Here is a 13,897-nt window from a genome sequence, read left to right as displayed (position 1 = left end):
GGCGCCCGCGCATGGAAGACGTGGCACGGCTGGCCGGCGTGTCCCTGGTCACCGTCAGCCGGGTGCTGAACACGCCCGATGCCGTGGCGGCGCCGACCCGGCAGGCCGTGATGGAGGCTGTGCGCCGGATCGGCTACGTGCCGAACCTGACCGCGGGGGCGCTGGCGGGCAGCCGCAGCCGGATCATCGCGGCCGTGGTGCCGACGATTGCGAACTCGATCTTCGCCGACACGGTCCAGGGCCTGTCGGACCGGCTGGAAGGCGAGGGCTACACGATCCTGCTGGGCCAGACCGGCTACGATGCCGGACGCGAGCGCAGCCTGGTGACGGCGATGCTGGGGCGGCGGCCTGACGCGCTGATGCTGGTGGGCGCGCCGCTATCGGCCGCGACCGGCCGGCTGCTGGCGGCGGCGAAGATCCCGATCGTGCAGACCTGGGAGATGGTTCGGCGGCCGATCGACCATGTGGTCGGCTTCTCGAACGCGGCCGCCGGCCGTGTCGTGGCCGAGCATTTCGTCGCGCGCGGCTATCGCCATGTCCGCTTCGTGGGCGGTGCCGACGCGCGCTCGAAGGCGCGGCAGGCCGGGTTCGATGCCGCCTTGCGCGCCGCCGGCATGACGCCGCTGCCGGCGGTCACGGTGCCCAGCCCCGGCACGCTGGGGCATGGCCGCGACGCCTTGTGCCGGGTCCTGGACGAGGGCGGGCCGACCGACGCGTTGTTCTTCTCGACCGACGTGCTGGCCATCGGCGCGCTGCTGGAGTGCCAGCGCCGCGGCATCGCGGTGCCGGGGCGGCTGGCGATCGCCGGCCTCGGCGACCAGGATCTGGCCCGCGAGATGGTGCCGCCGTTGACCACCGTGCGCATCAGCGGCCTGGAGATCGGCCGCCGGGCCGCCGACCTGCTGCTCGACGCCATTGCCGGCCGGCGCGGCGGCGCCCAGCGCATCGATCTTGGCGTGCAGCTCATCGAACGCGCCACGACATGAGCCCGCGGCGCGGACGTCTCGCCTATAGGTCTGAATTTTGACCTACGGCGACGTGTGCCGGACCGCGCGCCTCCCGGCGCGCTCATGGTATTGCCGCGACAAGACGAAGAGCGCGGCAGGAGCCGCGCGGTCCGTCCGCGCAATCGTGCGTCAAAGTCAGCGCCTATGGGCGAGACGCCCCCGCTCCGGGCATGCTCAACGGTCAGGCCGTTCCGGCGGCGCCGAGGCATCGCCGTCGCCCAGGGCGCGCTGCATCAGCACGCTGTCGACCCAGCGGCCGTGCTTCCAGCCGATCGATGTGAACGTGCCCACGGTCCGGAAGCCGAACTTGGCGTGCAGGGCGATCGAGGCGGCATTGGCGCTGTCGCCGATGACGGCGATCATCTGGCGGTATCCGCGGGCCGCGCAGCGCTCGATCAGCGCCGGCAGCAGGGCCGAGCCGATGCCGCCGCCGCGGTCGGCCTGGTCGATATAGATCGAGTTCTCGACGGCGAAGCGGTAGGCCGGCCGCAAGCGGTAGGCGGCGGCATAGGCGTAGCCGACAACCCGTCCGTGCCGCTCGGCCACGATGTAGGGATAGCCCTTATCCAGCATGTCGGCACGGCGGCGTCCCATCTCGCCGAGCGATGGCGCCTCTTCCTCGAACGAGGCCAGGCCATGGCGCACATGATGGCCATAGATGCCGGTGATGATGGGAATGTCGGTGTCGCGCGAGTCGCGGATCAGCAAGGGCAGGGGCATCGGTCAGATTCGGTTCGAGCCGTCCGAACCTGCCGCAGCGCCCGGCTGGTGTCGAGAGAAGGAAAAGGCGGCGTCGCTGTCTCGTGTTCCTACGCTGCCGGCTCGGTGCGCGGGCGCGCCATGCGCAGGATGGGGTCGGTGAAACGTCCGACCGCGGGGTGGATCACGATCTCGGCTGTCGACTGGTCCTCGGGGTCGTCGAGGCGGGCGTTGATGGTGAGCGCCGTGCGGATGAACTGGCACAGCGCAGCCATCCGCACCGGGGCGCGGATCGAGGCGATGATCAGGCGATCGATGTAGTGCACCTCATCCTTGGCCGACGCGCTGCTCGACAGCACGATGACCATCGGCGGCTCTTTCAGGCTGCGCAGCGGGTAGAACATCGACACCCCGGCCGCGCTCGGCCGGCACACCACGATGCGCGGCCGCAGCTCGCGGATCAGGTCCATGACCGGCTTTTCGGGTGTCTTGTCATCCGGCGGCGGCGGATAGGCTTCGATATTGCTGGCCTGCAACGCTGCCACTGTTTCCTGGCGACGGGCCAAGTCGTCATCGGCCACGACTACGATATGCCGGCGCACTATAGGCCCCCATCGATGATTAAAATCACACGCTTTAAAATCGACCAGGCACCATGCGGTAACCTGAAAATATGCAATACATTTACCCCATGGGGACGCGCATAGAAAGATAGAATTTGAACCAATATGGTAAGAAGTCTGAAATAAGATAAAAATCCATGATTTTCAAATTGATATTGGCTATATTTAACTTTCTAAGTTAGAAAATTGATCGTGCGTTCCAGGCCTTCGGCGCGGGCGCGCTGGTAGACCAGCCAGCCGGCCGCGAGATCCTGGAATGCCAGCCCGACGCTGCCGAAGATCGTGATCTGTGACGCCTCTGTCCGGCCGGGCCGGGTGCCGGCCAGCACCTGGCCCAGCTCGGCATGGATCGCTTCCGGTCCCAGGCCGACGCCGCCCAAGGCGCCCATCGACAGCGCGAGCGCAGGGTCGTCGCAGACGAACAGGCCCGCCTGGATCGCGTCGGCGGCGAGCTCGGCCTTGCCCGGCTGGTCGGGGCCCAGGGTCGTGACATGGGTGCCCGGCCGCAGCATCGCGGCGTCGATGAAGGGAGTGGTGGACCAGGTGGCGGCGATGACGATGTCCGCAGCCTGCACCGCCCGGCGCAGTTCCGGCTCGGCGCGCATCGGGAGGTCCAGCTCGGGGCCGAGCTTGGCGCAGAACGCGACGGCCGCAGCGTGGTAGGTGTCGTGCACCACCGCGCGCTCGAGCCGGCGGACGCCGGCCAGCGCGCGCAGCTGCAGCTCGCCTTGGGCGCCGGCGCCGACAATGGCGACGATGCCGGCGTCGGGGCGGGCCAGCGCATCGGTGCCGAGCGCGCCGGCGACGCCGGTGCGCATTGCCGTCAGGTGCGACGACTCCATCAGCGCCAGCAGGTGGCCGGTCTGCAGGTCATGCAGCGCCAGCACGCCCGTGATGGCCGGCTTCTGCGCCGGGAACTTGGCGTGGACCTTGATGCTGTAGGCTGGAATGCCGTCGATCAGCCCCGGCGCCAGCAGCATGCCGTTGGCGCCGGCCGGCGCTGCTGCCGGCAGCGGCACGACGAAGCGCTGCGCCGCCACGCTGCGGCGGAGCGAATAGGCGATGAAGGCCTCATGCAGCGCCGTGCGCAGCGCATCCGGCTCGAGCAGGCGTGCTACCTCGGCGCGGGTGAGGAGCAGGGTTTCCGGCATGCGCCTTTGTACCAGGGTTGCACCCGCCGATTGCGCGAATTCGTCTACGTTGCCGAGGGGCGTCGGCCGTCCATCGCGTCGACGCAGGGATGGCCCCGGCCGCGGCTTCGTACTCGCCTGTTGATGCAGGCGTCGGAGATTCTCATGCAATCGCTGCCGGCAACCATCGCCAGCCATTTGAGGCGCAACATCATTGCCGTCCTGGGGCTCGCGCTGCTCGCCGGCCCACAGGGAGCCGCTGCCCAGGGCGGGCTGGGGGTGGCGCTCGAAGACGATGGCGGGTCCGGCGGGCCGATCGCATTGCCGCCGGGAGCTCGCGTCATGCGTGACGTCGCCTATGGGTCCGATCCGGCGCAGCGAATGGACGTCTACCTGCCGGCGCAGCCGCAGCGCGCGCCCGTGATCTTCATGGTCCATGGCGGCGGGTGGGCTGTCGGCGATAAAGCGGCGGCCAGCGTCGTCGCAAACAAGGTTGCGCACTGGCTGCCCGCGGGCTTTGTCCTCATCTCGGCCAACTATCGCCTGCTGCCCAGGGCCGATCCGCTCGGGCAGTCGGACGACGTGGCTGCTGCGCTCGCCGCGGCCCAGGCCCGCGTGCCGTCCTGGGGCGGCGACCCGGCACGCTTCATCCTCATGGGCCACTCCTCCGGTGCCCATCTCGTGACATTGCTTGCGGCGGACCCGTCCATCGCCGCCCGCCGCGGTGTCGTCCCGTGGCGGGGGACGATCGCTCTCGACAGCGCTGCCTTGGATGTCGTCGAGCTCATGAAGAGCCCGCACCACCCGCTATATGACCGGGCGTTCGGGGCCGATCCGGACGGCTGGCGCCGCGCCTCGCCGATCCATCGCCTGGCGATGCCGCCGTCGCCGATATTGCTCGTATGCTCGAGCATGCGCGCGAATGCCTGCCCGCAGGCGCGGGCTTTCGCTGCCAAGGTCACCGGCCTCGGCGGGCGCGCGGACGTCCTGCCCGTTGCGCTCCGCCATGGCGAGATCAACAAGGCGCTTGGTCTGCCCGGAAGCTACACGGAAAGCGTCGATGCCTTTGTGCGGCGACTGGCGAACCTGTAGCGCCGGCCTCACCGGTGCGTTGTGCGCAGCTTGCGCTCGGGCAGGAACAGCAAGGTGGTGAGCGCGAGCGCCGCCACGGCGACCCCAACCACGAACGTCGTCGCGATGCCGTGGCGGTAGATCGCGGCTACCGCGTCATGGGCAGCCGGGGGCAGGGCGGCGATCTCCTGCGCGCCGCCCCTCAGCAGCATCTCCGGCTTGAGCACGCCGGCGAAGGCCCCCGACGCCAGGGCGTTGTGCAGGTGGTTGGTGAGTATGGCGCCCGAGCCGGCGACGCCGACGACGCCGCCCAGCGAGCGGAAGTAGCTGGCCGAAGCCGTCGCCGCGCCCATGTCGGCCGGCGGCGCCGCGTTCTGGATCGCGACATTCATGTTGGGCGTCACGAAGCCCAGGCCCAGGCCCAGCAAAAGGATGGCGGGCTCCAGGACGACCAGCGGCTGGTCGGTCCATGACGCCCAGGCCAGCCAGGCAAAGCCGGCCACCGCCATGGCGAGCCCGCGGATCTGCGCCGGCTTGTAGCGGCCATGGGCCAGCAGCAGGCGGCCATTGATGCGCGCCGAGATGAAGGTGCCGACCGCCAGCGGCGCGATCAGCAGGCCGGAGCTCGAGGGCGACAACCCCATCACGACCTGGAAGAACAACGGGAAGAACGTGCTCGAGCCCAGCAGCGCCATGAAGGTCAGCGCCAGCACCAGGCTGCCCAGGCTGTAGACGCGCTCCTTGAAAAGGTGCAGCGGCAGGATCGGCTCGGGCGCGACCCGCTCGCGCAGCACGAACAGCACCGCCAGCACCACGGCGCCGATCGCCAGGCCCAGGAGCTCGATGGAATCCCAGGGCAGCTGGGTGCCGCCCAGGGTGAGCGTGAACAGGAAGCAGGCCGTCGCGCCCGACAGCAGCAGGGCGCCGAGATAGTCGGTCCGGCTGCCGGGCACGCCGGCGCGCGATGAGCGCAAGGTGATGGCGATCACCACCAGGGCGCCGATGCCGATCGGCAGGTTGAAGAAGAAGATCCAGTGCCACGACAGCGTGTCGGTGATGATGCCGCCGACCACCGGACCCAGCACGCTGCAGAACGCGAACACGGCGCCGATCCAGCCCTGGTAGCGGCCGCGCTGCCGCGGCGGCACCAGGTCGGCGACGATGATCTGCGCCAGCGGCAGCAGCCCGCCGGCGCCCAGGCCCTGCACGGCGCGGAACAGGATGAGCTGGGTCATGCTCTGGGCGCAGCCGCTGAGGATGGAGCCCAGCAGGAACAGGCCGACGGCGCCGTAGAGCAGCGGCTTGCGGCCGTACTGGTCCGACAGCTTGCCGTAGAGCGGCATGGTGGTGGTCGTCGCCAGCACGTAGGCCGTCACCACCCAGGAGATATGCGCCACGCCGCCCAGGTCGCTGAGGATGCGCGGCAGCGCCGTGGCCACGATGCTCTGGTCGATGGCGCTGAGCGCCATCACGATCATCAGGCCGATATAGACGGTGCGGATCTCGCGATGCGTCGGCTCATGCGCCGGACCGGGATCGTTGGCCGCGACGGCAGCGGCGATCTCGGCCTCGGGGCGGCGGTCGGGCGCGTCGTCGGAAGCAGAAGGGCGGCGGGCCGGCTCAGTCATGGCACAGCGCCTCCAGGGGCTCCAGCGCCGCCGCCACGGCGCGCCGTCCTTCGGCCGGCAGGTCGGCCAGCCGCGTCGCCAGCCAGTCGACCCGGCGCTGTTGCGCCGCGGCCATCATCGCGCGGCCGGTGCGCGTGATGAACAGGCCGACGCGGCGCTTGTCGTCGGTTGACGGCCGGCGCTCGACCCAGCCCTCGGCCTCCATCTGGTTGATGTGGGCGGTTATCGTCGGTCCGCGCAGCTTCTCCTGCGCCGCCAGCTCGCCGATCCCCAGGCCTTCCTGCTGCGCGATCGAGTTCAGCAGGCCCATGTGCAGGGGCGAGGTGCCCATGGCCTGGTTCTGGCGCCGCAGGTGGCGCTGCAGGCGCTGCAGCACCGGCCGCAGCCGGTCAGCCAGCGCCTCCGTCTCGGTCTTCATGGTCGACGCCGTCACCTTGGCCGTCATCGTCTCTCTATCAATAGATAGATGATCTAAGTAATCGGACCAAGGATCCAGCGCAAGGGCAGGTCATCGGATCCGGCCGGTCAGGTCGGTGTCAGCAATCCATGTGGCGGCACGAATAAAAATGAATTGCATTCATTTACGGGAACGACTTACCGTCCATCATCCAGCCGCATTGATCATTGCGGCATGGTCCCGGTTCCGGCGGACTGACGCTGGCGCCCAAGAAAATTGGACCCTCATGGGCGATCGTTCATGAGGGCGATGCCAGCGTAGGTGAGGATCGCTGATGTCCAGTGCGCGGTTGTCTCAGCAGACTATCGTCTTCGGCATATTCATCGTTCTCTTCCTTGTATTCTCCTTGCTCCTGCCGGGCTTCTTCAGCGCCAGCAACATCGTGGCGCTGCTGCAGAACGTGGCGATCCTGGGCATCCTGGGGCTGGGGATGGCGATCGTCGTCATCGGCCGCGGCATCGACATATCGATGATCGCGGCGCTGGCGGTGCCGCCCGGGCTGGTCCTGCAGATGGTCAATGACGGCTATCCCGTCAGCGTTTCCGTTGCAGCGGCGCTGGCGCTGGTCATCGTCTTCGGGCTGGTCAATGGCTGGCTGATTGCATACGCCGAAGTGCCGTCGTTGTTCACGACATTGGCGTCTGGGCTTTTCCTGGCGGGCCTGGGACAGGTCGCCTTCTTCAAGCTCGATCTCGTGCCGTGGCCGCCGCAGCTCGACGCCATCGCCGGCTTCGGCCGTGGCAGCATCGTCGGCATACCGATGCCGGTGGTGATGTTCGGGCTCACGATCCTGGTCTGCGCCTTCCTGCTGCGCTACACGCGCTTCGGCACCTATCTCTATGCCACCGGCGACAATCCGCTGGGCGCGCGGACCATCGGCATCCCGACCCGGCCGCTGATCCTGCGCCAGTACGTGTTCGCGGCGCTGATCGCCGCCTTCGCCGGCATGGTGATGGCCGCGTCGATCGGCACCATGCAGACCCGCATCTACAACTCGACGATGATCTACGACGTGATCCTGGTCGTCGTGCTGGGCGGCATCGGGCTGAGCGGCGGCCGCGGCGGCGTGCTCAACGCCGTCACGGGCACGCTGCTGATCGGCACGCTGCTCAACGGCATGACGATCCTGGACATGTCCTATTCGGCGCAGAACCTGATCAAGGGCGTCATCCTGCTGATCGCCATCCTGATCGACTCGGTTCTCAACCCGCGCAACGAGGAGACCGCCCAGCAAGGCGACATCTGACGCCTGCGACCGCTCGCGCTCCGAACCACAACAGCAGAGGAGGAAATGCCATGTCGTTCAATCACCGCCGCCACCTGTCGCGGCTGCTCGCCGGCGGCATCCTGTGCGCCGGCCTGGCGGCCGGTGCCGGGCAGGCCCTGGCGCAGGGCAAGGGGCTCGATGAGCCGTTCCGGCAACCCTACCTGAAGGCGCTCGAAGGCAAGACCGTGGCCTACGTGCCGCTGGCGATGAATGTCGACCTGATGCAGGGCTGGTACGCCGGCCTGAAGAAGGAGCTCGAGCCGCTGGGCGTGAAGTTCGTGCTGCGCGACGCCAACTGGAGCACCAATGCCGGCGCCCAGGCCGTGACCACACTGCTGTCCGAGAAGCCGGATGTGATCGTGGTCCAGAACCCCGACGTGCAGACCTACGCCAAGCTGCTGCAGCGGGCCGAAGCCTCCGGTATCCATGTCGTGCAGATCAACATGCGCTCCAGCTACAACTCCTCGGCCTATGTCGGCGCCGACTGGATCGAGATGGGCGAGAAGCAGGCGGCGGCCGTCATCAATGCCTGCAAGGGCAAGTCGAACAAGATCGCCATCATGCAGGGCCAGCTCTCGGCCGCGGCCAGCGCCTATACCCTGACCGGCGTCGAGAACGTCCTGGCCAAGCATCCCGAGATCAAGGTGGTGTCGAGCCAGGCTGCCGACTGGGATGCCACGAAGGCCAAGGGCATCGCCCAGACCGTGCTCAAGCAGCACCCCGACCTGTGCGGCATCATCGGCTTCTGGGACGGCATGGATGTCGGCACGGCCGCGGCCATCCAGGAGGCGGGGCTGACCGGCAAGGTGTTCCTCGCCACATCGGGTGGCGGCGAGCAGACGCGGTCCTGCGACCTGGTCAAGAGCGGCGCCTTCGACGTCGACTTCAGCTACGACGTGCCGTCGCAGGCCGGCAGCATGGTGACGATGATCAAGTGGCTGCTGCAGTCCGGCGTCAAGCCGGGCACCGCCAAGGGCTCGATCTACACGACGCTGATCCCGATCACCAAGGAGAACGCGTCGCTGCCCGGCACCTGCTGGTCGCTCGGCAAGTCCTAGTCCTGAATAAGACCAACCACAGAGGCACAGAGAAGCACAGAGGTTCACAGAGATAAGAAAGAACTGCGCGCCGTAGGCGCGCGCAGATCATCCTCTGTGTCCCTCGGTGCTCTCTGTGCCTCTGTGGTGAATTCTTTCCCAGAGCCGCACTATCGTGGTGATGCGACAATGAATGAGACGCTGACGCGGCTGCGGTATCGCTACTGGCCCGACCACATGTTGGGCGAGATCCTGTCCAAGCGCTGGACCGAGACGGCCATCCCGGTGATGGTGCTGATCGCGGTGGCCTTCGGGCTCAACCAGGCGATCGACGGCTTCCTGTCGCCTGCCAGCCTGACCGCCGCCTCGCGCCAGGCCGGCGAGATCGGCTTCATCGTGCTGGGCATGGCGCTGGTGATGATCGTGGGCGGCATCGACCTGTCGGTCGGCTCGAGCTTCGCGCTCACCAATTTCTGCGCCCTGTTCCTGATCCACGTGCTGAAATGGCCGGTCGCCGCCGCCATCCCGGTGACGCTGCTGTTCGGGGCGCTGCTGGGCGCCATCAACGGCATCCTGATCGGCTATCTGCGCCTGCGCGCGTTCATCACCACGCTGATCACGTTGATCGTCTACCGCTCGATCTACGACCTGCTGATCCTGCAGTACTCCAACGCGATCGCCGGCTACCTGCCGGATTCCGAGGCCTGGAACTTCATCGGCGATGGCGACATCCTGGGCGTGCCGCTGATCGTGCTGGTCTATGCCGCGGTCGCGATCTTCGGCCACGTCTTCCTCACCCGCCTGCGTGCCGGCTGGCACATCACCGCCATCGGCGGCTCGCGGCGCTCGGCCTACAATTCCGGCATCGCCGTGCGGCGCACGGTGGCGATGTGCTACGTCGCCTGCGGCGTGCTGACCGCCGTCGCCGGCATTTTCTTCGCCGCGCGCCTGAGCACCACCGGCAGCGACATCGGGCTGGGTCTCGAGGTGACGGTTCTCACAGCGGCCGTGCTGGGCGGCATCAGCCTGGGCGGCGGCAAGGGCTCGGTGGCCAAGGCTCTGGTCGGCACCCTGATCGTGCTCTTCATCACCAACGGCCTGGTGTCGCTGTCGGCGCCCGGCGGCATCAACCGCATGGTGCTGGCGGGCATCCTGATCCTGGCGGCGGTGGTCGATATCCGCTGGCTGAAGAACCGCCACCGCATCATCAGCAAGGTCTATGTCAGCCCGACCTACCATGCGCTGCCGCCATGCCCCAGCACGGCGCCCGACAGCGACACGGCGTTCGCGCAGAACGACAAGCTGCGCAATGTCGATGCCATCGGGCTGGGCCGCATCGAGGCGCCGGAGGACGTGATCCTCGACCGCCATGACAACCTCTATGCCGGCTCGCGCCACGGCGACATCATCCGCTTCTTCCCGCCCGACTACGAGCGCATGGAGGTCTATGCCCATATCGGCGGCCAGCCGCTGGGCATGGCGTTCGACCGCCAGGACAATCTCTATGTCTGCATCGGCGGCATGGGGCTCTACCGCATCACGCCCGAGCGCAAGGTCGAGAAGGCGACCGACGAGACCAACCGCAGCTGGCGCTCGGTCAACGACGACAGCCGCCTGCGGTTGGCCGACGACCTCGACATCGCCGACGACGGCCGCATCTTCTTCTCCGAAGCCACCGTGCGCTACGAGATGGACGAATGGCCGGTCGAGAGCGTCGAGGCGCGCGGCAACGGCCGCATCATCTGCTACGATCCCAACACCAACTCCACCCACACAGCGGTCAGCGGCCTGAAATTCCCCAACGGCATCTGCATCGCCAGCGACGGACGGTCGATCCTGTTCGCCGAGACCTTCGGCTGCACCGTCAAGCGCTACTGGTTCGACGGCCCGAAGAAGGGGCAGGTCGAGATGGTGATGGACAACCTGCCGGGCTATCCCGACAACATCAACCTCGCGTCCGACGGCAACTACTGGCTGGCCATGGTCGGCATGCGCTGTCCGGCGCTCGATCTGGCCTGGCGCATGCCCGGCTTCCGCCGCCGCATGGCCAAGCGCCTGCCGGTCGACGAGTGGCTGTTCGCCAACATCAACACCGGTTGCGTCATCAAGTTCAACGAGAAGGGCGAGGTGCTGGAGTCGCTGTGGGATCTGGGCGGCAAGAACCATCCCATGATCACCTCGATGCGCGAGCATAAGGGCCATCTCTATCTCGGCGGCATCCTCAACAACCGGATCGGCCGCTACAAGCTGGCCGACGCCGACCCCGGTTACGTGCAGTACGACAAAAGGTGGGGGAAGGCGTCGTGATCGCCGTGCTGAAGGATCTCACCGACCGCTTCTTCGGGCGCGGCGATGCGGCCATCACCGTGCCGCCGTTCGACGGCGCGCTGAAGCCCAATCAGCTGCTGGAGCAGGCCGCCGTCGTCTGCGAGCTGGAAGCGCCGGAGGACCTCGCGACCGACGGCGCCGCCGTCTTCGTCGCCGACGGCAGGCGCATCCTGCGGCTGGATGCCGGAGGGCCGGTCGAGGTGGCGGCGCTCGATGCCGCCATCACGGCGCTGGCCTGCCTGCCGGGCGGCGGCTTTGCCGTGGCCCTGGACGGCAGAAGCGTGCGCCTGGTGGGGGGCGCGCATGACGGCCGCGCATGGGACGCCGCCAACGGGCGCGCCTTCAGCGCCGTCAACGCGCTCAGCGCCGCGCCGGGTGGCGGCCTGCTGGCGACCGACGGCTCGCAGACCCGGCCCTACGCCCAGTGGTCGCACGACCTGATGGAGCTGGGCCGCAGCGGCCGCCTGGTCGCCCTGTCGCCGGCCGACGGCGGTGCCCGCGAGATCGCCACCGGGCTGGCCTACGCCTTCGGTGCCTGCGCTGCGGGCGACGGCGCCTGGGTCAGCGAGACGTGGCGGCATCGGCTGGTGCGGTACAACGGCGGCAGGTCGGGCTCGGCCGTGGTCGACCGTCTGCCGGCCTATCCATCGCGGCTGACGCCGGCGGCCGGCGGCGGCTACTGGCTGACCGCCTTCACGGCGCGCACCCAGCTCATCGAGTTCATCCTGCGCGAGCCTGCCTACCGCAAGCGCATGATGGCCGAGATCGACCCGCGCCATTGGGTGGCGCCGTCCCTCAGCGCCAGCAGCAGCTTCATGGAGCCCATGCAGGGCGCGCACATCAAGACCATGGGCATCCTCAAGCCGTGGGCGCCGCCGCGCTCCTACGGCCTGGTGATCCGGCTGACGCCGGAAGGCCTGGTGCGCTACTCGCTGCACAGCCGGGTGGACGGCACGCACCACGGCGTCGTGGCGGCGGTCGAATGCGGCGGGGCGCTGAGCGTGCTGTCCAAGGGGCGCGGCAGGATCCTGCGGCTGGACGTGGCCGAGATCGAGCGGAGTCTCCAGGCATGAGCACACCCATTCTGGAGCTGCGCAAGGCGACTAAGAAATATGCCGGCGTGCCGGCGATCGAGGACGTCGATTTCACCCTGATGAAAGGCGAGGTTCATGCCCTGGTCGGCGAGAACGGCGCCGGCAAGTCGACGCTGACCAAGGTGATGGCCGGGGTCGTGAACCTGACCTCGGGCCAGATGCTGGTCGACGGCCGCGAGGCGATGCCGCGCACGCCCAACGAGGCGCGTGATCTGGGTGTCGCCATGGTGTTCCAGGAGAACAGCCTGGTGCCGACCATGACCGTGGCCCAGAACCTGTTCCTGGGGCAGGAGAAGTTCTTCAACCGCCTGCGCGGCATCTATATCGCCGCCCAGCAGTTCCTGCAGTCGCTGAACTTCGATGTCGCGCCGACCGCCACCGTGAGCCTGCTGGGCGCCGCCAAGAAGCAGATGGTCGAGATCGCGCGCGCCGTGCTGCACAACGCCAAGGTGATCATCTTCGACGAGCCGACGGCATCGCTGACGCCGGAGGAGAAGAAGTACTTCTTCGACCTGGTGCGCGACCTGAAGAAGCGCGGCGTGTCGGTGATCTTCATCTCGCACGCGCTGGAGGAGGCGCTGCTGATCGCTGACCGCATCACGGTGCTGCGCGACGGCAAGCACGTCGTCACCGACGATGCGTCCAAGTTCGACCGCGCCCGCATCGTGCAGGCGATGGTCGGCCGCGACCTGTCGCAGACGCTCTATGGCCAGCGCAAGACCACGATCCGGCCGGCGGGCAAGCGGGTGCTGTCGGTGCAGAACCTGCGCATGGCCTCGATGGTGAAGAACAACTCGCTGTCGGTGTTCGCCGGCCAGATCACCGGCGTCTTCGGCCTGGTCGGCGCCGGCCGCACCGAGACGTTCAAGGTCGTGTCAGGCGTCATCAAGCGCGACTTCTTCCACGGCGGCGAGGTCCTGCTGCACGACAAGCCGGTGCGCTACCGCGTGCCGGCGCCGGCCGTGCGCGACGGCATCGCCTACATCACCGAGGATCGCAAGGTCGAGGGCTTCTTCGAGACCATGTCGATCGCGCGCAACATCTACATCGGCCAGCTTGCCAAGCTGCGCCGCAAGCGCGGCCTGATCTCGGGCAAGGCGGCGAGCGCCGTGGGAGCGCTGTGGACCAAGGCGCTCAACATCCGCGCCATCAGCCCCGACGTGAAGGCGGTCGAGCTGTCGGGCGGCAACCAGCAGAAGATGGTGATCGCCAAGTCGCTGGTGCAGGAGCCCGAGCTGCTGATCTTCGACGAGCCGACGCGCGGCGTCGACGTCGGCGCGATCGCCGAGATCCACCGGCTGATCAATGATCTGGCCGACCAGGGCAAGGCCGTGGTGGTGATCTCGTCCTATCTGCCCGAGATCATGTCGCTGTCGGACCGCATCCTGGTCAGCCGCCAGGGCAAGGTGGTGGAGGAGTACTCCGCGCTCGAGGCCACCGAAGAGAAGATCATGTACGCCGCCATCCACTGATCCTTTCCGACCACCGGACGGACGCGGCGCGCCAAATGTGAAGGAAACGTTAAATCAAGCGCGCTAACGGAGGCCCGGCTTCGT

General features: G+C 67.9%; 11 protein-coding genes and 1 pseudogene. 7 read left to right on the top strand and 5 right to left on the bottom strand.

All coding sequences use genetic code 11. The features are described from left to right. The first annotated feature begins 11 nt into the window (after positions 1–11). Complete coding sequence (locus tag FHP25_RS17415) at positions 12–986, top strand: LacI family DNA-binding transcriptional regulator (RefSeq protein ID WP_178133591.1); 975 nt, start codon at positions 12–14, stop codon at positions 984–986. A 195-nt stretch (positions 987–1,181) separates the two neighbouring features. Here the strand turns inward: FHP25_RS17415 and FHP25_RS17410 are convergent, their stop codons facing one another. The 3 genes from FHP25_RS17410 to FHP25_RS17400 form a co-directional block, all read right to left on the bottom strand. After that, positions 1,182–1,727 carry a GNAT family N-acetyltransferase gene (locus tag FHP25_RS17410; RefSeq protein ID WP_147848221.1) on the bottom strand — a complete coding sequence of 182 codons (546 nt, stop codon included), beginning with the start codon at positions 1,725–1,727 and terminating at the stop codon, positions 1,182–1,184. A gap of 89 nt (positions 1,728–1,816) precedes the next feature. After that, the gene (locus tag FHP25_RS17405) at positions 1,817–2,287 is read right to left on the bottom strand and encodes a hypothetical protein (protein ID WP_147848220.1); all 471 of its coding nucleotides are present in this window, start codon (positions 2,285–2,287) and stop codon (positions 1,817–1,819) included. 215 nt (positions 2,288–2,502) lie between these two features. Continuing rightward, positions 2,503–3,480, bottom strand: a complete 978-nt coding sequence (locus FHP25_RS17400; RefSeq protein ID WP_147848219.1) for an ornithine cyclodeaminase family protein — start codon at positions 3,478–3,480, stop codon at positions 2,503–2,505. Positions 3,481–3,624: 144 nt separating this feature from the next. On the opposite strand from FHP25_RS17400, the gene FHP25_RS17395 reads away from it, so the two are divergent. Beyond that, positions 3,625–4,551 (top strand): alpha/beta hydrolase, encoded by a 927-nt coding sequence (locus tag FHP25_RS17395; protein ID WP_147848218.1) that lies wholly within the window; start codon positions 3,625–3,627, stop codon positions 4,549–4,551. An 8-nt stretch (positions 4,552–4,559) separates the two neighbouring features. Here the strand turns inward: FHP25_RS17395 and FHP25_RS17390 are convergent, their stop codons facing one another. Both FHP25_RS17390 and FHP25_RS42630 read right to left on the bottom strand, forming a co-directional pair. Then, on the bottom strand, positions 4,560–6,158 hold the full coding sequence (locus tag FHP25_RS17390; protein ID WP_147848217.1) for an MDR family MFS transporter: 1,599 nt from the start codon (positions 6,156–6,158) through the stop codon (positions 4,560–4,562). A 160-nt stretch (positions 6,159–6,318) separates the two neighbouring features. After that, positions 6,319–6,489: pseudogene (locus tag FHP25_RS42630) on the bottom strand (MarR family winged helix-turn-helix transcriptional regulator); the annotation flags it as partial. Between the two features lie 400 nt (positions 6,490–6,889). On the opposite strand from FHP25_RS42630, the gene FHP25_RS17380 reads away from it, so the two are divergent. The 5 genes from FHP25_RS17380 to FHP25_RS17360 all read left to right on the top strand — a co-directional run bounded on the left by FHP25_RS17380 (position 6,890) and on the right by FHP25_RS17360 (position 13,813). Continuing rightward, complete coding sequence (locus FHP25_RS17380) at positions 6,890–7,861, top strand: ABC transporter permease (RefSeq protein WP_147848215.1); 972 nt, start codon at positions 6,890–6,892, stop codon at positions 7,859–7,861. Positions 7,862–7,911: 50 nt separating this feature from the next. Beyond that, the gene (locus FHP25_RS17375; RefSeq protein WP_147848214.1) at positions 7,912–8,940 is read left to right on the top strand and encodes a sugar ABC transporter substrate-binding protein; all 1,029 of its coding nucleotides are present in this window, start codon (positions 7,912–7,914) and stop codon (positions 8,938–8,940) included. 168 nt (positions 8,941–9,108) lie between these two features. Next, on the top strand, positions 9,109–11,226 hold the full coding sequence (locus FHP25_RS17370; RefSeq protein ID WP_147848213.1) for an ABC transporter permease: 2,118 nt from the start codon (positions 9,109–9,111) through the stop codon (positions 11,224–11,226). Continuing rightward, a complete protein-coding gene (locus FHP25_RS17365) occupies positions 11,223–12,320 on the top strand; it encodes an SMP-30/gluconolactonase/LRE family protein (RefSeq protein WP_147848212.1) in 1,098 nt (365 codons plus the stop codon). Before FHP25_RS17370 ends, FHP25_RS17365 begins: the two co-directional genes overlap by 4 nt. Continuing rightward, positions 12,317–13,813 carry a sugar ABC transporter ATP-binding protein gene (locus FHP25_RS17360; RefSeq protein ID WP_147848211.1) on the top strand — a complete coding sequence of 499 codons (1,497 nt, stop codon included), beginning with the start codon at positions 12,317–12,319 and terminating at the stop codon, positions 13,811–13,813. The genes FHP25_RS17365 and FHP25_RS17360 overlap by 4 nt, the downstream gene beginning before the upstream one ends. The last annotated feature ends 84 nt before the right edge of the window (positions 13,814–13,897 follow it).

It is taken from the genome of Vineibacter terrae (assembly GCF_008039615.1).
Classification (GTDB): Bacteria; Pseudomonadota; Alphaproteobacteria; order Reyranellales; family Reyranellaceae; genus Vineibacter; species Vineibacter terrae.
Note: the sequence above shows the minus strand (reverse complement) of the source record. Positions and strands in the feature narration are given on the sequence as shown.

What these genes read in the sequence shown, in the direction of transcription:
- FHP25_RS17395 (WP_147848218.1), top strand. Translation starts at nt 3,625, where the DNA reads ATGCAATCGCTGCCGGCAACCATCGCCAGCCATTTGAGGCGCAACATC.
- FHP25_RS17370 (WP_147848213.1), top strand. Translation starts at nt 9,109, where the DNA reads ATGAATGAGACGCTGACGCGGCTGCGGTATCGCTACTGGCCCGACCAC.
- FHP25_RS17375 (WP_147848214.1), top strand. Translation starts at nt 7,912, where the DNA reads ATGTCGTTCAATCACCGCCGCCACCTGTCGCGGCTGCTCGCCGGCGGC.
- FHP25_RS17410 (WP_147848221.1), bottom strand. Translation starts at nt 1,727, where the DNA reads ATGCCCCTGCCCTTGCTGATCCGCGACTCGCGCGACACCGACATTCCC.
- FHP25_RS17400 (WP_147848219.1), bottom strand. Translation starts at nt 3,480, where the DNA reads ATGCCGGAAACCCTGCTCCTCACCCGCGCCGAGGTAGCACGCCTGCTC.
- FHP25_RS17415 (WP_178133591.1), top strand. Translation starts at nt 12, where the DNA reads ATGGAAGACGTGGCACGGCTGGCCGGCGTGTCCCTGGTCACCGTCAGC.
- FHP25_RS17380 (WP_147848215.1), top strand. Translation starts at nt 6,890, where the DNA reads ATGTCCAGTGCGCGGTTGTCTCAGCAGACTATCGTCTTCGGCATATTC.
- FHP25_RS17360 (WP_147848211.1), top strand. Translation starts at nt 12,317, where the DNA reads ATGAGCACACCCATTCTGGAGCTGCGCAAGGCGACTAAGAAATATGCC.
- FHP25_RS17390 (WP_147848217.1), bottom strand. Translation starts at nt 6,158, where the DNA reads ATGACTGAGCCGGCCCGCCGCCCTTCTGCTTCCGACGACGCGCCCGAC.